Here is an 18,773-nt window from a genome sequence, read left to right on the forward strand (position 1 = left end):
GCAAGGTGAGCAAGCAGCAGCCGCAAGGAGACAACGCCTACACCGCCACGGTGATCGGGGCCGGGACCATGGGCCACGGCATTGCTCTGCTGTTCGCCCTGGGCGGCCACCGGGTGTGCCTGGTCGACAGCCAGCCCGGCCAGTTGGACCAGGCCCGGGCGCTGATGAGCTCCCACTTGGCCCACCTGGGCCTGGCCGAAGCCGCGGGCAGCACCCAGGAAGAGGTGCTGGCCAGGGTGGAGCTGGCCGAGGACTGGACCCGGGCGGTGGGCTCGTCCGAGCTGGTGGTGGAGGCGATCTTCGAGAACCGGGCGGCCAAGAAGGAGCTGTTCAAGGCCCTGGCCCCCTGCCTGGGGCCGGACACCCTGGTGAGCAGCAACACCTCCTTCCTCAACGCCTTCGAGCTGATCCCGCCGGAGCTGGGCGACCGCTTCATGATGACCCACTTCTTCACTCCGCCCTACATCATTCCCCTGGTGGAGCTGGTGGGCGCGCCCCGGACCAGCCCGGACAAGGTGGAGCGGGTCAAGGGGCTCATGGAGGGCTTGGGCACGGTCTGCGTGGTGCTGAACAAGTTCGTGCCCGGCTTCATCGTCAATCGTTTTCAAAGAGCCATCGGGCGCGAGGTGTTCCATCTGCTGGAGGAGCAGGTGGCCGATCCCCGCGAGATCGACCGGGCGGTGCGGGCCAGCATAGGCATCCGCCTGCCGGTCTTGGGCGCCATAGCCCGCTACGACTACGCCGGCCTGGACATGGTGCTCTCGGGCATCCAGGAGGCCCCCCTGAGCGAAGAGGAACGCCAGGAGGCCCCGGCCATCCTCAAGGAGCTGGTGGCCCAGGGGCACTACGGGGTCAAGACCGGGCGGGGCTTTTTCGATTACAGCGGCCGCGAGGCCGCCCAGGTTCTGCGCGAACGGGACCTCAAGCTGATCAAGATCAAAAAAGCGACCATGGAAATACTTTTGTCGGAAGAGTCGACAATAGGTTCCTGAAAGAATAGGTTGCGTCAAGCAACCGGGGTTAACAAAGGAGGAGAAGTTACATGAAACGGTCTATTATCGCTGTGATGCTGGCCGCGCTGATGGTGGTGGCCATGGCTGGCCTGGCCTCGGCCAAACCCATCGTGATCCGTCTGGGCCACGGCTCGGAAAGCGCAATGCGCATTCCCGGCGCCGGCCGCACCGCCGGCATCCTGGCTTTTGCCAACTACGTGGAGTCGGCCACGAACGGTGAGATCACCTTCGAGATCCACCCCAACTCTTCCCTGGGCGGCACCAGGGCCATGATCGAGCAGTGCCAGACCGGCGTCATCCAGATGGCCGGCGTGTACACCTCCATCATGGTGCCCTTCGCTCCTCAAGTGGCGGTCACCCAGATTCCCTATCTGTTCAAGAGCAATCAGGTGGCCTGGAAGGTCATGTCCGGCCCGGTAGGCGACGAGCTGGCCGCGCTGGTGCTCAAGAACACCGGCCTGCGCGTGCTGATCTGGCCCGAGGGCGCCGGCTACCGCAACCTCTACACCAAGGGCAAGATCGTCAAGAGCCCGGCCGACCTGAAGGGCATGAAGATCCGCGTGCCCGAGAACCCCGGCCTGCTGGCCATGTTCCGCGGCTGGGGCGCCCGCACCGTGACCGTGACCTGGAAGGAGCTCTACACCGCCCTGCAGACCGGCATGGCCAAGGGCTGCGACACCGAGCTCTACTCCATGTTCTACGCCAAGCTCTATGAGGTGTGCCCCAACATCACCATGAGCCGCCACAGCTACAACCTGCATCCCTTGCTGATCAACGAGAAGTTCTTCCGCTCCCTGTCCGCCAAGCACCAGAAGATCATCCTCCAGGCGTCCGACCTCTGCCGCCAGGTGATGAACGGCTACTCCTACGCCAGCGAGATCGCGGTGGTGGAGGCCCTCAAGAAGCGGGGCTGCAAGTTCTACTACCCCACCGACGCCCAGCTCGAGCAGTTCAAGAAGCTGGGGCAGAAGCCTTACATGGACATCACCATGCGCAAGATCGGCGACAACGGCCAGATGTGGGTGGACAAGATCTTTGCCGCCGCCAAGAAGGCCGAGCAGGAGATCGATCAACATGTGCAGACCCAGTTGAACATCAAGTAGGCTGAACAGGCAGCCGGTCCGGGGGGGCGGCCCCTGGACCGGCCGCCTCATTCATGGCTTGCAACCGGGAGCCTGGTTATGCAAAAGGTGTTATCCGCCTACCACACGGTGTTGGATTACCTGGAGAAGGCAACCTACGCCGTGGTCATCATCTTGAGTGGCCTGCTACTTTTCAATACCTCCTTGGGGATGTTCTACGACACCTTCCTGGGTGAATCCATCCCCTGGACCGAGGAGGTCAACACCCTGTTGTTCGTCTGGTTGTCCCTGCTGGGGGCGGGGATCATCGCGCGTTACGGCGGGCACATCGGGGTTGATACTCTCACCGAGCGCTTTCCGGACAAGGTTCAATACGGCTTCAGGGTCCTGCACACGCTCATGGCCCTGATTCTGGTGTGGGTGATGGTGGAATACGGGGTACAGCTGGCTAAATTCGTCGGCAAGTCCCAGTCATCCATTTACTTGGACATCAACCTGTTTTGGTACTACATCGCGGTCCCGGTCTCCGGGGTAATCCTGGGCCTGGCCAGCATCGCATACGTGCTGCCCGACCCCAGGAAAAGAGAACCGGGAGCGTAGCCGGAGCACCCCTCCGGCACGGCAGGAAAGGTCGAAGTTATGGTTAGCCTGATTTTTTCCACCTTCTTCCCCATGATGCTCATCGGGGTGCCGGTAGCCTTCTGCCTGGCCCTCACGACCATCTTCGTATACTTCCAGATGGGGGATCCGCGCATGTTCATGCAGATCCCCCAAAAGATGGTGGCCAGCATGGAGGACCCCCTGCTGCTGGCCATCCCCTTCTTCATCATGACCGGCGAGGTGATGAACCGGGCCAACATCACCGACAAGCTGATGAACATGGCCTCGGCCATGGTCGGCTTCATGCGCGGCGGCCTGGCCCACACCAACATCGTGGCCAGCATGCTCTTCGCGGGCATCACCGGTTCGGCGGTCTCGGACACCGTGGCCATCGGCTCGATCATGATCCCGGCCATGAACAAGCAGGGCTACGGCGAGACCTACAGCGCGGCGGTCACCGCCGCCAGCTCGGTCATCGGGCCCATCATCCCGCCCAGCATCCCCATGCTCATCTACGCCTCGGTGATGAACGTATCCATCGCCGGGCTGTTCCTGGGCGGCATGGTGCCGGGCATCCTGGTGGGCCTGGCCCTCATGGCCGCGGCCTACTTCGTGGCGGTGCGCAAGGGCTACGGCGAGCGGGTGCCTTTCATCGGCCTGAAGAACCTGCTCGTCGCCGTGCTTCGGGGCGTGCCCGCCCTGTTAATGCCGGTGATCATCATGGGCGGCATCCTGGGCGGCTTCTTCAGCCCCACCCAGGCCTCGGCCATTGCGGTGCTCTACGGCCTGCTGGTGGGCTTCATCTACTACCGGACCCTGAAGCTCAAGGATCTGGTGCCCATCTTCAAGCACACCGTGAAGTCCACGGCCATGCTCATGTTCCTCTTGGCCTGCGCCAAAAGCTTCAGCTGGCTGGTGACCTACTACAACCTGGTCGAGCATGTGGCCTCCATGTTCCTGGCCATCACCAACGACAAGTACATGTTCCTCTTGATCGTGAACGCGATGCTCTTGATCGTGGGCATGTTCCTGGACATGGGCTTCGCCATCATCGTGCTGGGCCCCCTGATGGCTCCGGTGGCCTACCAGATGGGCGTGGACCCCATCCACTTCGGCCTGATAATGTGCACCAACCTGACCATCGGCCTGGCCACCCCGCCCTTCGGCCTTGTGCTCTTCGCGGTCTGCGGCATATGCAATACGACATTGACCAGGGTCAGCATAGGGATAATGCCATTCCTCCTCGCGGAGATTTCGGTGCTGTTCCTGGTCACCTATGTCCCGGCAATAACAATGTTCTTCCCAAGGTACTTCGGATTTGCTAATTGATAGTGTAAATGTCGACCGCTGGGGGGTAACTTTCCGCGGGCAAGAAGATTGCCAAGGGAGAGGCGGCAAATGACGGCGCGTTTCATAGACGAGATGGATTTCACACCCAAGGCCATAGGCCAGCAGCTCACCAGCATCCTCAAGGAGGCCATCGTCAACGGCGATCTGGCCGGCGGGGAAAAGCTGGTGGAGCGCGACCTGCAAAAGAAGTTCGGGGTGAGCCGCTCGCCCATCCGCGAGGCCATCCGCGATCTGGAAAAGATGGGCCTGGTGGATATCGTTCCCCGCAAGGGGACCATCGTCAAGGTCGTCACCAAGAAGGACATCGAGGAAGACTACATCGTGCGCGCTCCGCTGGAGGGCCTGGCCGCCAAGTACGCCTATGGGAACATGGACGAGGTGGACCGGGCGGCTCTTAGAAAGGCCCTCCAGCAGATGCGCGTGGCCACCGAGCACCATGATCACGACAGTTTCTGGCTGGCCCACTCCAAGTATCACAACATCTTTATCAACAACTGCGGCGTGGGTCTGCTCTCGGCCCTGCTGCGCATGATGCGGCTGCATTCCTTCCGCCACCGCCGGGTTTTCCCGCACTATGAGGACAGCTTGCAGCCCCATCTGGACAACCACGAGAAGATCATGAAGATGTTCGACGATCCCAAGACCAAGCCGTCGGAGCTGGAGCGGTTCGTCACCGAACACATTGATCAGGCACGGGACAATTTCTTGAACAACATCAGATGACCCGGCGCGCCGCCTAGGCGACCCCATCCGGGCATTTTCGGGCCCCCGGCGACCACCGGGCCTGATAAAAGCAGGAGCAAGTCAAATCATGGCCATGTCACCGCTAAGCGCGGCACCCACAAAAACCAACGAATTTGTGGTCGACAATATTATCAGAGCCGGGATCAAACGGGTCTTCACCCTGCCCGGCCTAGGCATCACCTGGTCCCTTCCGGCCTTTTACGAGCGCCGCGACGAGCTGGAGGTGTTCCTCACCCGCAGCGAGCAGGTGGCCTCGGTGATGGCCCAGGTGACCGGCCGCCTCACCGGCAAGCCCGGCGTGTTCATGGGCCAGGGGCCCTGGGTCTCCACCACCGGCTCCTTCGGCATCCTGGAGGCCCTGTTCTCGGGCTCACCCATGGTGGTGCTCACCGAGACCTCGGACTACGACGGTTTCGGCCAGCACGGCGTTTATCAGACCATGACCGGCGACTACGGCGGAGCGGACATCCAGCAGAGCCTCAAGGCCATCACCAAATACTGCACCTATGCCACCGAGCCCGAGGCGGCGGTGTACGGCTTCCAGATGGCCTGGAAGCACGCCTCCACCCCGCGCATGGGCCCGGCGGCGGTGATCATGAAGTCCACCATCATAAAACAGGAGATGCCCGCCAACCTCAAGGCGCGGCTCTACCCGCCGGACGGCTACTGGCGCTACAGCCCGGCCAAGCCCGATCCCGAGGCCCTGGCGCAGCTGGCCCAGATGCTGGGTGAAGCCAAGCAGCCGGTGATCGTGTCGGGCCAGGGGGTGTACGACGCCCGGGTGGGCGGCGACTTGCAGGCCCTGGCCGAGCAGCTGGGCGTGGCGGTGGTCACCTCCTACAACGGCAAGGGCACGGTGGACGAGCTTTCGCCCGTGGCCTGCGGCATGTTGGGCACCTGGGGCAACCGCACCGCCAACCGCATGCTGAGCAAGGCCGACCTGGTGCTAATCCTGGGGGCCAGCATGGGCCCGGACTACACCCGCTTCCGCGACCCGGACATGATCCGCCCGGGAGATCAGAAGATCGTGCAGGTGGACATAGATCCGCGCAACGCGGGCTGGGTCTATCCCGTGGACCTGGCCATCCAGGGCGACGTGAAGGATGTGGTGGCCTACCTCCGGGATGCCGGGCTGCCCACGGAGCAAAAAGCCGCCCGCCAGGTGCTTATCGACCAGGTGCGCGAGGAAACCGGCTATAATAAGCCGCCGCGCCTGCCCGCCGCGCCGGGCACCCTGCACCACACCGACGTGGTGGCCGCGGTGCAGCGCTTCCTGGGGCCGGACGACGTGATCACCCTGGACGCGGGCAGCAACCGCATCTGGAACACCAACAGCCTGCGCATCCGCCGCCCCAACCACATTTTGGTGCCCGGCGGCGTGGGGGGCATGGGCTGGGGCGGACCGGCGGCCGCGGCGGCCAAGCTGGCCCTGCCCGAAAAGCGCGTCACCTGCCTGGCCGGCGACGGGGGATTCCTCATGACCATCGACGTGGTGGCTTCCTGCGTGCAGCACAACGTGCCGGTGGTGTTCGTGGTGTCCAACAACAGCGGCCTGGGCATGGTGCGCGACAACATGGGCGCCAAGAAGATCGCGGTGGACTTCGGCGAGGTGAACTTCGCCAAGACCGCCGAGGGACTGGGGGCCGTGGGCATGCGGGTGGACAGCTTCTCCGGCCTGGAGGACGCCCTGCGCGAGGCCCACAAGGTCGGCGGCCCGGTGGTGGTTGAGGCCAAGGTTGACCCCGCGGCCAGCTACACCCCGGCGGCCCACGGCGACGCTCTCTAGAAGCGAAAGGACAGGGCAGGGCGCACGAGGCATGAAGGCACTGGTTATCAACGCGGGCAGCTCTTCGCTGAAGCTGACCTGCTTCGAAACCCAAGGCTTCCGGGTGTTGGCCAAGGGGCAGGTGGAGCGCATCGGGCAGGAATCGCCCGCGCTGCACTACAGCCTGAATGGCGGCCCGCTGCAAAGCCTGCCGGTGGAGGCGGCCCACACCAGCCAGGCCCTTTACGCCCTGGCCTCGGCCCTGGACCAGCCTGGCCCGGACGGAGCCCCGCTCCTCAATGGCGTGGCCGTGGTGGGCCACCGCGTGGTGCACGGCGGCGAGGAGATGACCCGGCCCGCCCTGGTCACCCCGGAGATCAAGGAGCTCATCGGGCGCTACGCCTCCCTGGCTCCCCTGCACAATCCGCCCAACCTGGCGGGCATCGAGGCGGCGGAAAAGCTCTTCCCCAAGGCCAAGCAGGTGGCGGTGTTCGACACCGCCTTCCACGCGGCCATGCCGGTGCGCGCATTCATCTACGCCCTGCCTTGGGAGCTGTACCAACAGGACAAGCTTCGGCGCTACGGCTTTCACGGCATCAGCCACGCCTACGTCTTTTCCCAGGCGGCGCGCCACCTGGGCGTGGAGCCTGGGCAGCTCAAGGCGGTCACCTGCCACTTGGGCAACGGCTGCTCCATGGCCGCGGTGTCCGGCGGCGTGTCCCTGGACACCAGCATGGGCTTCACGCCCCTGGAGGGCCTGATCATGGGCACCCGCTCGGGAGACCTGGACCCGGCGGCGGTGCTTTACCTGCAAGAGCACAAGGGCCTGAGCCCGGCCCAGGCCGGTGAGCTGCTCAACCAACGCTCGGGCCTGCTGGCCTTGGCGGGCCTCGGCTCGGGCGATTTGCGCGACATCGAGCGCGCCGCATCCCAGGGCCAGGGCAGGGCCACGCTGGCCCTGGAGGCCTTTACCTACCGCATCAAGAAGTACCTGGGAGCCTACGCCGCGGCCCTGGGCGGCCTGGACACGGTGGTGTTCACCGCGGGCATCGGTGAAAACTCGCCCACCGTGCGGCGCATGGCCTGCTCGGGCCTGGAGTTCCTGGGTCTGGAGCTGGACGACGAGCGTAACCAAGCCGGCGGGGAGGGGATCAGGGAGATCTCGGCCCCGTCGTCCAAGATAAAGGTGTTGGTGATACCCACCAACGAGGAGCTGGCCATCGCCGAGCAGGCGCTTCGGCTGGTGAGCCATTCGGATTGAACAACCGCGCCCCCGCGCGCGGGCTGATTTAAATAGGAACGATGAAATCCAAGGAGAAAATGGCATGAGCAAGCAAAAGATGACCCCCAGCGAAGCCCTGGTCGAAACCATGGCCGCCGAGGGGGTGAAGAATGTTTTCGGCATCGTGGGCAGCGCCTTCATGGACGCCTTGGACCTGTTCCCCGACGCCGGCATCCGCTTCATTCCCGTGGCCCACGAGCAGGCGGCCACCCACGCCGCCGACGGCATGGCCCGCGTGACCGGCCTGCCCCAGGCCTGCATCGCCCAGAACGGCCCCGGCGCGGCCAACTTCGTTTCGGCCATGACCGCCGCCTATTGGGCCCATAGCCCGGTGGTGGCCATCGCGCCCGAGACCGGCAGCATGGGCATGGGCACCGGCGGCTTCCAGGAGCTGGACCAGATGGCCATGTTCGAGACCCAGACCGTGTACCAGGTGCGGGTCAATCGTCCCGAGCGCATGGCCGAGCTGGCCCGCCGCGCCTTCTACATGGCCAAGAACTTCAACGGCCCCACCCACCTGAACATCCCCCGCGACTATTTCTACGGCGAGCTGACCGACGATATCTACCGCACCCCGGTGATCAAGCGCGGCGCCGGCTCCATGGAAGACCTGGAGGCCGCGGCCGAGCTGGCCCTCAAGGCCAAGTACCCGGTGATCCTCTCCGGCGGCGGCGTGAGCCAGGCCGACGCCCTGGCCGAGGTGACCGCCCTGGCCGAGTATCTCAGCGCGCCGGTGGTTAACAGCTACCTGCACAACGACACCTTCCCGGCCAGCCACCCCCTGTCCTGCGGCCCCATCGGCTACTGCGGTTCCAAGGCGGCCATGCGTATCCTGGCCAAGGCGGACGTGGTCATCGCCCTGGGCACCCGCCTGGGCCCCTTCGGCACGCTGCCCCAGTACGACATCGCCTACTGGCCCGAGGACGCCAAGCTGATCCAGTGCGACACCAACGTGGCCGTGCTGGGCCTGGCCAAGCGGGCCGACGTTTACTCCTGCGGCGACGTGAAGGAGTTCACCGGCCTGCTGGTGGGGCGCATCAAGGAGCTGGCCCCCAACCTGGAGCCCAACGCCCAGCGCACCGCCGACGTGGCCAAGGAAAAGGAAATCTGGGGCACCGAGCTCGACGAGTGGAGCTCCTCCAACCAGTCGGCCCCCATGCATCCGCGCCGCTTCCACGCCGAGTGGACCAAGGCCCTGCCGGACAACGCCATCGTGGCCACCGACATCGGCAACAACAGCTCCATCATCAACGGCTACCTGAAGTTCAACGGGGTGCGCCAGCACATCAGCGCCCTGTCCTGGGGCAACTGCGGCTTCGCCTACGGCGCGGCCCTGGGTGCCAAGATCGTGTCGCCCGACGCCCCGGTGATCGCCTTCCAAGGTGACGGCGCCTACGGCATCAGCGGCCTGTCCGAGGTGATGACCGCGGTGCGCGAGAACATCCCGGTGATCGCCATCGTGGCCAACAACTTCGAGTGGGGCGCGGAGAAGAAGAACCAGATCGACTACTACGACAACCGCTTCGTGGGCGCCAACCTGCCCACCAACCCGGACTACGCCAAGCTGGCCGAGGACATGGGCGCGGTGGGCATGAAGCTGGACCATCCCGACCAGGTGGGCGACGCCATGAAGGAGGCCATCGCCTGCGGCAAGCCGGTGGTGATCAACGCCATCCTGGAAGGCGGCGAGAAGGTTCTGGCCGAGCCCTTCCGCCGGGACGCCCTCAAGCCCGCCTTCAACCTGCTACCCAAGTACAAGCACCTCAACGTCTAGCCCTCCCTCCCTCCTCCGACAAACCGTGGCCGGGCCCTTCGGGGCCTGGCCACGGGCCTCTCAGGCAATAGAAAGGGCCTGGTCCCGAAGGACCAAGCCCCTTGGTGCTCGGCGGCGCGGCCGCCGGTCCGCTGGCTGCCGCGCCCGCCCAGCGGTGGGTCTAGAGAATGGCCTCCAGGCCGGCCGCGATGGTGTCCATGCCCTGCTGTAGCTGCTCGTCGGTGATGACCAGGGGCATGAGGGTGCGCACGTTGTTGCCCAGGGTGCCGCAGTCCAAGACCAACAGGCCGTGGGCGTGGCAATAGGCGGTGAGCTTCTTGGCCAGCTCGGGCGCGGGCTGCTTGGTCTTGGGATCGCTCACCAGCTCCATGGCCAGCATGGGCCCCAGGCCGCGCACCTCGCCGATGATGGGGAAGCGCTCTTGCAGGGCGTCCAGGGCCTGCTTGGCCTTTTGGCCCAGGGCCTCGGCCTTGGCCAGGATGCCCTCGCTCTCGACCACCTCCAACACGGCCAGGGCCGCCGCGCAGGAAACCGGGTTGCCGCCGTAGGTGCCGCCCAGGCCGCCGGGATGCACGCTGTCCATCAGCTCGGCCTTGCCGCAGATGGCGCTCAGGGGCATGCCCCCGCCCAGGCTCTTGGCCATGGTCACGATGTCCGCCTCGACCCCGAAGTGGTTCATGGCAAACATCTTGCCGGTACGGCCGACGCCGGTCTGCACCTCGTCGGCGATGAGCACGATTCCCTTGTCATCGCAGAGCTGCCTGAGCTGCTGCATGTATTCGATCGGCGGCACGATGAAGCCGCCCTCGCCCAGGATCGGCTCCAGGATGATCGCCGCCACCTCGTCGGGGTTCACGTGGTACTTGAAGAACTCCTCGAAATAGGCCGAGCCGCAGTGCAATCCGCAGGAGGGGTACTCCTTGCCCCAGGGACAGCGGTAGCAATAGGGATAGTGCGCCCGGTAGATGCCGGGCATATGGGCGCCCAGCTTGTACTTGTAGGGCATCACCTTGCTGGTCAGGGCCATGGTCAAGGTGGTGCGGCCGTGGAAGGCGCCGTCGAAGCAGACCACGGCGGGCTTGCCGGTGGCGTAGCGCGCGATCTTCACCGCGTTCTCCACCGCCTCGGCCCCGGAGTTGCCGAACATGGTCTTGGTCTCGCCCGCCACAGGGGCGATGGCGTTGATCTTCTCGGCCAGGGCCACGTAGGGCTCGTACATGGAAACGTGGAAGCAGCCGTGCAGGTATTGGTCGGCCTGTTCCTTGATGGCCGCCACCACCTTGGGGTGCCGGTGGCCGATGTTGTTTACCCCGATGCCCCCGGCGAAGTCGATGTACTGGTTGCCTTCCGGATCCCAGACCAGGGCGCCCTCGGCCTTGGCCATCACGATGGGGGTTACGTTGCCCACGCCACGGGGAACCGCTTGCTGCCTTCTGTTGGTGATATCCGCCGCGCTCATTGCGCTGTCTCCTTGCGGGGCGGCCGCGCCGTCCCCAAAAATCGTGGCCAATTCAGGCTTAGGTGATGGGCACCGCGCCCGCCTCGCCCTCGGGCCAGGCATTGAACACCCCCTCCCACAGAGCGATCTTGCCGTCGATCATGGTCAGGAACTCCATGCCCTTGCCGCGCATCGCGCGGCCGGTCTGGGCGTCGGTCCACTGGCCGGTCCACATGTCGCCGATAATGTCGCCGGTCAGGGCCTGGAAGCTCTTGACCAGCTTGTAGTCCTTTTGCCGGGCGAAGCGCGCGGCCAACCACTCTTTGGCCGCGGCCTTGCCCCGGATTTCCGGGTGGTCCGCGAAACGGATCACGATGTCCTCGCGCCAGCCGTCGGCCAGGCGCTCCACGTCCTTTGCGTGGAAGGCCTCCACCAGCCCGGCGATCATGGTCCGGGCCTGCTCAATAGTCATGCAGGGCGCGGGCGCGTCGGGTGCCTGGCTCATAGGCACATCTCCGCCACCATCCTGGCGTACACCCGGCAGGCCGGGGCCAGATGGTCCACGGGCACCACGTCGCGGGGGGTGTGGGCCAGGTGCTCGTCGCCCGGCCCGAAGCCCACGCAGGGGATGCCCGCCTGATTGATGAAGGTGCCGTCCACCCCGAAGTACCAGGCCCCGGGCTCGGCCGGAGCGCCCAGCACCGCCTCGCGAGCGCGCTGCATGGCCATGACCACCGGGCTCTCGGGCGGGGTGAACATGGCCGGGAACCACTTCAAGAGCTCCACCTCGGCCTTGAACTCCGGGTCCGTGGCGGCCAGGCGCTCGATGAACTCCGAGAAGCTCGCCACGATGTCATCCTGGCTCTCGCGGGGCAGGAAGCGGCGGTCGATCACCGCGCGGCAGCGGTCGGGCACGATGGGGGTCAGGGCGCCGGGCGAGGCCTCGATATCCAGGACGGTCCAGGTGGCGTCGCCCAGGAAGTCGTGGGAGGGCAGGGGATAGCCTTGCTCCAGGGCCCGCAGATAGGCGGTCATCTTGAGGATGGCGTTGATGCCCCCGGCCGGGTTACCGCCGTGGGTGGTCTTGCCCAGGGTGGTCACGGCCAGTTCGGCCTTGCCCCGGTGGCCCAAATAGACCCCCAGGTTGGTGGCCTCGCCGCTCACCGCGAAGTCGGCGCGGAAGCCCGCGTCCAAGACCGCCTTGATGCCTTCGCCCCGGGCCATCTCCTCGCGGGCCACGCAGGTGACCAAGAGATCGCCCGTCAGAGGCAGGCCCAGGGCCTTGACCACGCCGCCCGCCTCGATCATGCAGGCCACGGCGGCCTTCATGTCGCTGGCCCCGCGTCCGTAGATCACCGGACCCTCGTGGCCAAAGGGCGCGCCGTCGACCACCTCGCCGGAAAAGGGCTCTTCCATGGAGCCCACCCCGGCGTGGTCGATGTGGCCGTTGAACATCAGGCTGGGGCCGCTGCCCGAGCCCTTGATGATGCCCACCACGTTGTGCATGGCGTCGCGGTGCACTTGGTCATAGCCCAGCTCGCGCATGCGGGCTTCCACCACCTCGGCGATGGCCGCCTCCTCCAGGCTCAGGCTGGGGGTCTGGATGAGCTTCTGGGTCAGGGCGGCCACGCGGCCCGGGTCCACCGCTGCCTCTATCTCGCGCATGGTGTCTTCTTCCTTGTCGCTAATAGCCCAGATAAGCCCGCTGCACGTGCTCGTTCTCGGCCAGCTTGGCGCCCTCGTCCTCCATGGCGATCTTCCCGTTCTCCATGATGTAGGCCCGGCTGGCCACGCTCAGGGCCCACTTGGCGTTTTGCTCCACCAGGAGAATCGTCACCTTGCGCTCCTGGTAGATCTGGCGCACCACGTGGAAGATGTCCTCGCGCACCACCGGGGCCAGGCCCAGGCTGGGCTCGTCGAGCATGAGCAGCTTGGGGCCGGAGAGGATCGAGCGGGCGATGGCCAGCATCTGGGCCTCGCCGCCGCTCATGGTGCCGGCCTCCTGGTTCTTGCGCTCAGCCAGGCGCGGGAAGAGCTCGAACACGAACTCCATGTCCCGATCCACCGCCTTTTCGTCGCTGCGGGTGAAGGCGCCCATGCGCAGGTTGTCCTTCACCGACAGGTTGGGGAAGACCTCGCGGCCTTCCGGCGCCTGCACCACCCCCATCTGCACGACCTTGTGCGAGGGCATACCGCTGATCTTCTTGCCCATGAAGGAGATGGTTCCGCCGGTGGGCTTGAGCAGCCCGCTGATGGTTTTCAACAGGGTCGACTTGCCCGCCCCGTTGGAGCCGAGCAGGGTGACCAGCTCGCCTTCCTTGATTTCCATGGACACGCCGTGCAAAGCCTTGGCCTTGCCGTAAGCCACGGTGAGGTTCTCCACCTTAAGCATTGGCTTCACCTCCTAGATAGGCTTCCACCACCAGGGGATCGGAGTAGACCTCCTTGGGCTCGCCCTCGGCCAGCTTCTCGCCGTAGTGCAACACGATCAGGCGGTGGGAGATGTCCATGATCACCTTCATCACGTGCTCAATGATCAGGATGGTGATGCCCTGCTCGTTTATCTGTCGGATGATCTTGATTTGCTCGTTTTGCTCGGCCGGGTTGAGCCCGCTGCTGGGCTCGTCCAACAAGAGCAGCTTGGGCCGGGTGGCCAGAGCCCGGGCGATCTCCAGGCGCTTGCTCATGGCGTAGGGCAGGTTCTCGGCCCGCTCGTCGCGGTACTTTAATAGCCCCACCGAGGCCAAGAGGCCCTCGGCCGTGGCGCAGGCTTCCTTGTCCTGGTTGAAGGCGCAGGCCCGCCGGAAGAAGGAGCCCCACACCAGACTCCAAGGGCCGTCCTTGCCCCGGTCCACCATGGCGGTGAGCACATTCTCCAAGACGGTGAGCCGCTTGAAGATGCGCACCACCTGGAAGGTGCGGGCGATGCCCTTGACGTTGACCTGGCTGGCCTTGAGCCGCGAGATGTCCTCGCCCTGGTAGATGACCTTGCCCTCGCTGGGGTGGAAGGCCCCGGAGAGGATGTTGATCAGGGTGGTCTTGCCCGCCCCGTTGGGCCCGATGAGCCCCATGACCTCGCCCTCGTTGAGGGTGAAGCTTACGTCCTGCAAGGCGGTGAGGCCGCCGAAGTTCTTGGTGACGTGCTGGGTTTCCAGTAGCGCCATGGCTTAAGCCTCCTCTCCGTTAGAGCCGCGCCGTTCGCGCCAGCGGTCCCAAATGCCCACGATGCCGCCGCGCATGAACAGGATGGTCACGATGAGCAAGGCGCCGTAGATGATCAGGCGCACGTCCATCTTCACTATGTCCTCCACGAAGCGCAGGCCCTCGGACAGGAAGGTGAGCAGCACCGCGCCCAGCACCGGGCCGGTGAGAGTACCCAGGCCGCCGATCATGGTCATGGTCAGGGCCTGGAAGGTCTCGCCCAGGGAGAGCAGATCCGGGCTGATCAGGCGCTGGTAGTGCGCCAGCAGGGCCCCGGCGAAGCCGCCGAAAAAGGCGCTGATGGTGAACACGGTGAGCTTGTAGCTGTTGGTGCTTATGCCGATGCTCTGGGCCCCGGTTTCGTCCTCGCGCATGGCCTGCAGGCTCAGGCCGAACTCGCTGCGGGTAAGGCGGCGGAAGCAGAACAGGGCCCAAGCCGTCGCGGCCAGGGCCACGTAGTAAAAGGTCAGCTCGCTGGTGAAGCGGATGCCCCAAAAGCCGGGCAGGGGCGGGATGCCGTAGAGGCCCAGGGAGCCCCGGGTCAGGCCGACCCAGTTCATGGCCACCAGGCGCAATATCTCGGCGAAGCCGATGGTGGTGATGGCCAAATACGGCCCGGACAGGCGCAAGGCGGGGATGCCCAGCAGGAAGCCGGCTGCCCCGGCCAGTCCCCCGCCCAGGAACATTCCGATCCAGGGCGACACCCCCAGCTTGATGGCCAGCAGGGCCGAGGTGTAGGCCCCGATGCCGAAGAAGGCGGCGTGCCCCATGTTGAGTTGGCCGGCGTAGCCGGTGATCAGGTTCCAGCTTGAGGAGAAGATCACGAAGATCAGCGACATCACCAGCAGGTGCTGAATGTAGCGGTCGGTGATGATCAGAGGCAGGGCCACGCACAGGGCCATGCCCGCCACCGCCAGGAATTTTTGCTTGCCGTCCATCATTCCTCGCTCCTTCCGAACAGGCCGTGGGGGATTATCAGAAGCACAAGGATGAGGATGACGAAACCGATGGCGTTCTTATATTGCATGGAGATGTAGGCCCCGCCCAGGGACTCGGCCACGCCCAGGATGAAACCGCTGAATATGGCTCCCCGGATGTTGCCCATGCCGCCCAGGATGGTGACCACGAAGGCCTTGAGGGTGGGCACCGCGCCCATGGTGGGATAGATGGCAAAGATGGTGCCGTAGAGCACTCCGCCCAGGCCGGCCAGGGCGCTGCCCAGGGCGAAGGTGACCGCGTAGATCAAATTGATGTTAATGCCCATCAACTGGGCCGCCTTGCGGTTCTGGGCCGTGGCTTGGATGGCCACGCCCATGCGGGCCCGGTTGAGGTATATCTGCAGCAGGATGATGATGCCCAGCGACATGGCGAGGCACAACAGGCGCATCATGCTGGTGGAGAACAGCCCGAGGTCGGCCGTGGCCCCGTGGAAGGGGTCGGGCAACATGCGCGGGGTGGCCCCGAAAAATAGCTGGGCCAGGTTCTCCATGACGATGAACAGGCCGATGGAGACCATGATCTGGTCCAGGTCGGTCCAGCGGGTCATGAGGGGGCGGAACACGCCCCGCTCCACCAACACGCCCAAGACACCCACCCCGGCCAAAGCGGCCAGAAGCGAGCCCACCCAACCCATCCAGCCCGGCATCCAGGCCAGGACGAAAACGGCGATGTAGGCGCCCACCATGGCGAAGTCCCCGTGGGCGAAGTTGCTGACGCGCATCACCCCGAAGATCATGGTCAGGCCCACGGCGATCAGGCTGTAGACACTGCCCACAATCAAGCCGTTGGCCACTTGTTGTAAAAAAAGTGATTCCATTGCTCTACCAGTCGAATGATGGCCTGGACCCGCTCCCCGGGGGGGAGAGGAGGGGACGGGGCGAACCCCGTCCCCCTGCTTATATTTACCGCCGGTCACAGTATCCGGCGGATTGGGAGCTTACTTGCAGCGGCGTTCGGACCAGGGCTTGGGCACTTCGTACTTGGCCGCGGCCTTGTCCAACGGGAAAACCACTTCGGTGTCCGGCTGGCAAGCCTTGTTCAGCTTGACCTGCAGCACCGGAGCCAGCAGGGCGTGCACCTGGCCATTTTTGCCGAACTTGATGTTGCCCTGGGTCAGGGTCATGTTGGTGGTCTTGAGGGCGTCGCGCACCTTGTCGCGGTTCTCCTGCAGATCGTCGCCCAGCTTGCCGGCCCGCTTGATGGCGTCGGCGATGACCATCAGGTTGTCATAGCCCTGGCTGGAGAAGATGCCCGGACGCGAGCCGGGGAACTTCTTCTCATATTCCTTGACGAAGACCGCGACGAGGGGGTCCTTCATGCTCTTGGTGGGCTCCATGCTGCAGCCCATGGCGTACTCGCTCACCGAGCCGGTCATCTTGAAGTAGGCCTGGGTGAAATGGCCGCCAGCGCCCATCCACTGGGTCACGTAGTTGAGCTCCTTGGCCTGCTTCTGGATCAGGGCCGCCTCGGTGGTGGAGGCGATGTTGAACACCAGCTCGGGGTTGAGCTTCTTGAGGTTGGAGATCTGGGTGGTGAAGTCGCTGTCGCCGATCTCGAAGTAGTAGCTGCCCAGAATCTTGAAGCCCTCTTTCTTGCAGACCTCTTCCCAGATCTTCTGGGCGTCGCGGCCGTAGTCGGAGTTCTCCATGAAGAAGGCCACTGTCTTGGGCCGCTTCACCTCCTTGAGCCATGCTATGCTGCCCGCGATGGCCTGGCTGCTCTCGTTGCAGGTGCGGAAGACATACTCATAGCCGCGGTTGGTGATGGTGGGGCTGATGGCGATGCCCACCGCGTTTGGGGTCTTCTCGAACTGGCAGATCTCGCTGGTGGCGATGTTAACCGAGGAGCAGTAACCGCCGCCCACCACCAGGACCTCGTCCCGGGTGAGCAGTTTTTTCACCGCGGCCACACCGTTGGCCGGCTTGCAGGAGGTGTCGGCGAAGATAAGCTCCACCGGACGGCCGTTGATGCCGCCGCCGGCGTTGACCTTGTCCAGGGCCAGGAGCATGCCCATTTTCATCTCACTGGCGTTGTGAGCCAGGGGACCGGTGAAGGGGCCCAGAATGCCCACCTTGATGGGGTCGGCCGCCGAGGCCGGCCCAGCCATGATCACGCCCAGGCAAAGGGCCAAGGCCAATATCGCAAGACTCAATTTTTTCACGATCAATTTCCTCCTTGGAGATGATGGACGACCGCATTGGGGCCTACCCCCACGGCCGCGGTTCGCCAATGGCAAAGGGTCTTGGTCCGCTTCCTCTTACTCCACCGTCTTGCACCAGCGCGCCAGGAACAGGGCGTAAAGTTTCGCGGTATGCATGATACTCTCGATATTCACCCGCTCGTTGTCGGCGTGCATGTTTTCCCCCTCCGGGCCGTAGCAGGTGGCCTGGCCCTTGCCGTAGTGCACAAAGGCCCTGAGGTCGGTGGTGGCGGTGGAAAACGCCGCTTCGGCCGGACTGCCGGTCAGCTCGGTCTTCAACTCGCTGATCAGGTTGAAGGCCGGCTGGTCCCGGGGAATCTGGTGGCCCAGGGAACGGAAGCCGTAGAACTCCACCTGGGGCGGGTTGGAGGCCAGCCAGGGATCGGAGGCCGCGGCCCGGGCGATGGTCTGCTCCACCTTGCTCCGGACCTCCTCGAAGCTTGTGCCCGGCAGGAAGCCCTGGCGGCAATGGAACTCAGCCTTGGCGGGCACGGTGGAGGGCCAGTCGCCGCCGTTGATTATGCCGATGTTGAAGTTGGCCGGGTGCTTAATCTCCGGCAAGCCGGGATGGGACCCCACGTTCAGTTCCTCTTCCAGCCCCCTGAGGGCCTGGATGAGCGAATAGCACTTCTCAATGGCGTTGACCCCGCCGTGGGTGTCCAGCACGTGGATGGGCACCCCGCCCAGGCTGACCTTGAACCAGCACACTCCCACCTGGCTGGTGAGGATGGACTGGCCCAGAGGCTCGGGGATCAGCACCGCGTCGGCGTCGTAACCGGCCAGCACGCAGGCCAGGGCCCCGTTGCCGGTGCACTCTTCCTCGATCACCCCCTCCAGGGTTACCGGCGCGGCCAGGCCCAGCCCGGCCTTTTGAACCGCGGCCAGGGCATAGGTCATGGCGGCCACGCCGCCCTTCATGTCCGAGGCGCCCCGGCCGTAGAGCCAGCCGTCCTTGACCAGGGGGTCGAAGGGGTCGCGCTCCCAGCGGCCCAGAGGCTCCGGGCTCACCACGTCCAGGTGGCCGTTGAAAAGCGCGCTCTTGCCGCCTTCGGCGTCCGCGGGGCGCACGGCCACCACATTGTAGCGGCCCTCGTAGCTCCAGGGCACCGGCCCGAAGCCGGGATGGGATGCCAGAGCCTCGGGGTCAATCTCCACCTTTTGGGGAGTCAGCCCCAGCTTGACCATCTCCTGTTCCATGACCTGGAGCACCGAGGCCTCGTTGCCCAGGGTGCTGGGCTCGGCCACCAAGCGGGCGGCGAAGTCCACGATGTCGTCACTAAGCCGCCCAACCGCCTCGAGCAGGGCTTCCTCGGCTTTTTGCATGA

The 18,773-nt window shown here is 65.0% G+C and carries 17 protein-coding genes; 8 read left to right on the top strand and 9 right to left on the bottom strand.

The features are described 5' to 3' along the window. The first annotated feature begins 5 nt into the window (after positions 1–5). From KQH53_16245 to xsc, 8 genes are all read left to right on the top strand, one after another. Positions 6–992 carry a 3-hydroxyacyl-CoA dehydrogenase family protein gene (locus KQH53_16245; protein ID MCB2228232.1) on the top strand — a complete coding sequence of 329 codons (987 nt, stop codon included), beginning with the start codon at positions 6–8 and terminating at the stop codon, positions 990–992. Between the two features lie 50 nt (positions 993–1,042). After that, positions 1,043–2,116 (top strand): TRAP transporter substrate-binding protein, encoded by a 1,074-nt coding sequence (locus tag KQH53_16250; GenBank protein MCB2228233.1) that lies wholly within the window; start codon positions 1,043–1,045, stop codon positions 2,114–2,116. A 78-nt stretch (positions 2,117–2,194) separates the two neighbouring features. Beyond that, the gene (locus KQH53_16255) at positions 2,195–2,695 is read left to right on the top strand and encodes a TRAP transporter small permease (GenBank protein ID MCB2228234.1); all 501 of its coding nucleotides are present in this window, start codon (positions 2,195–2,197) and stop codon (positions 2,693–2,695) included. 39 nt (positions 2,696–2,734) lie between these two features. Next, complete coding sequence (locus KQH53_16260; GenBank protein ID MCB2228235.1) at positions 2,735–4,024, top strand: TRAP transporter large permease; 1,290 nt, start codon at positions 2,735–2,737, stop codon at positions 4,022–4,024. Positions 4,025–4,093: 69 nt separating this feature from the next. Then, on the top strand, positions 4,094–4,768 hold the full coding sequence (locus KQH53_16265) for a GntR family transcriptional regulator (protein ID MCB2228236.1): 675 nt from the start codon (positions 4,094–4,096) through the stop codon (positions 4,766–4,768). A 136-nt stretch (positions 4,769–4,904) separates the two neighbouring features. Continuing rightward, positions 4,905–6,575 carry a thiamine pyrophosphate-binding protein gene (locus KQH53_16270; GenBank protein ID MCB2228237.1) on the top strand — a complete coding sequence of 557 codons (1,671 nt, stop codon included), beginning with the start codon at positions 4,905–4,907 and terminating at the stop codon, positions 6,573–6,575. Positions 6,576–6,606: 31 nt separating this feature from the next. Beyond that, a complete protein-coding gene (locus tag KQH53_16275) occupies positions 6,607–7,815 on the top strand; it encodes an acetate kinase (GenBank protein MCB2228238.1) in 1,209 nt (402 codons plus the stop codon). A gap of 64 nt (positions 7,816–7,879) precedes the next feature. Next, entirely contained in the window at positions 7,880–9,610 is a 1,731-nt protein-coding gene (gene xsc, locus KQH53_16280; protein MCB2228239.1) for a sulfoacetaldehyde acetyltransferase, read from the top strand. Positions 9,611–9,770: 160 nt separating this feature from the next. Here the strand turns inward: xsc and gabT are convergent, their stop codons facing one another. From gabT to KQH53_16325, 9 genes are all read right to left on the bottom strand, one after another. Continuing rightward, entirely contained in the window at positions 9,771–11,069 is a 1,299-nt protein-coding gene (gabT, locus tag KQH53_16285; GenBank protein MCB2228240.1) for a 4-aminobutyrate--2-oxoglutarate transaminase, read from the bottom strand. Positions 11,070–11,127: 58 nt separating this feature from the next. Next, positions 11,128–11,553 carry a nuclear transport factor 2 family protein gene (locus KQH53_16290; protein ID MCB2228241.1) on the bottom strand — a complete coding sequence of 142 codons (426 nt, stop codon included), beginning with the start codon at positions 11,551–11,553 and terminating at the stop codon, positions 11,128–11,130. Further along, positions 11,550–12,713 (bottom strand): M20/M25/M40 family metallo-hydrolase, encoded by a 1,164-nt coding sequence (locus KQH53_16295; protein ID MCB2228242.1) that lies wholly within the window; start codon positions 12,711–12,713, stop codon positions 11,550–11,552. The genes KQH53_16290 and KQH53_16295 overlap by 4 nt, the downstream gene beginning before the upstream one ends. A gap of 19 nt (positions 12,714–12,732) precedes the next feature. Then, positions 12,733–13,440 (bottom strand): ABC transporter ATP-binding protein, encoded by a 708-nt coding sequence (locus KQH53_16300; GenBank protein ID MCB2228243.1) that lies wholly within the window; start codon positions 13,438–13,440, stop codon positions 12,733–12,735. Then, positions 13,433–14,212, bottom strand: coding sequence for an ABC transporter ATP-binding protein (locus KQH53_16305; GenBank protein MCB2228244.1), 780 nt, complete (start codon positions 14,210–14,212; stop codon positions 13,433–13,435). The genes KQH53_16300 and KQH53_16305 overlap by 8 nt, the downstream gene beginning before the upstream one ends. Positions 14,213–14,215: 3 nt before the next feature. Then, entirely contained in the window at positions 14,216–15,187 is a 972-nt protein-coding gene (locus tag KQH53_16310; protein ID MCB2228245.1) for a branched-chain amino acid ABC transporter permease, read from the bottom strand. Then, positions 15,187–16,029, bottom strand: coding sequence for a branched-chain amino acid ABC transporter permease (locus tag KQH53_16315; GenBank protein ID MCB2228246.1), 843 nt, complete (start codon positions 16,027–16,029; stop codon positions 15,187–15,189). Before KQH53_16315 ends, KQH53_16310 begins: the two co-directional genes overlap by 1 nt. 156 nt (positions 16,030–16,185) lie before the next feature. Further along, positions 16,186–17,409: an ABC transporter substrate-binding protein gene (locus KQH53_16320; protein MCB2228247.1), complete on the bottom strand. Its 1,224-nt coding sequence runs from the start codon at positions 17,407–17,409 to the stop codon at positions 16,186–16,188. Between the two features lie 96 nt (positions 17,410–17,505). Then, positions 17,506–18,771: an ArgE/DapE family deacylase gene (locus tag KQH53_16325; GenBank protein MCB2228248.1), complete on the bottom strand. Its 1,266-nt coding sequence runs from the start codon at positions 18,769–18,771 to the stop codon at positions 17,506–17,508. Positions 18,772–18,773: the final 2 nt, after the last annotated feature.

The organism is Desulfarculaceae bacterium (genome assembly GCA_020444545.1).
Classification (GTDB): Bacteria; Desulfobacterota; Desulfarculia; order Desulfarculales; family Desulfarculaceae; genus Desulfoferula.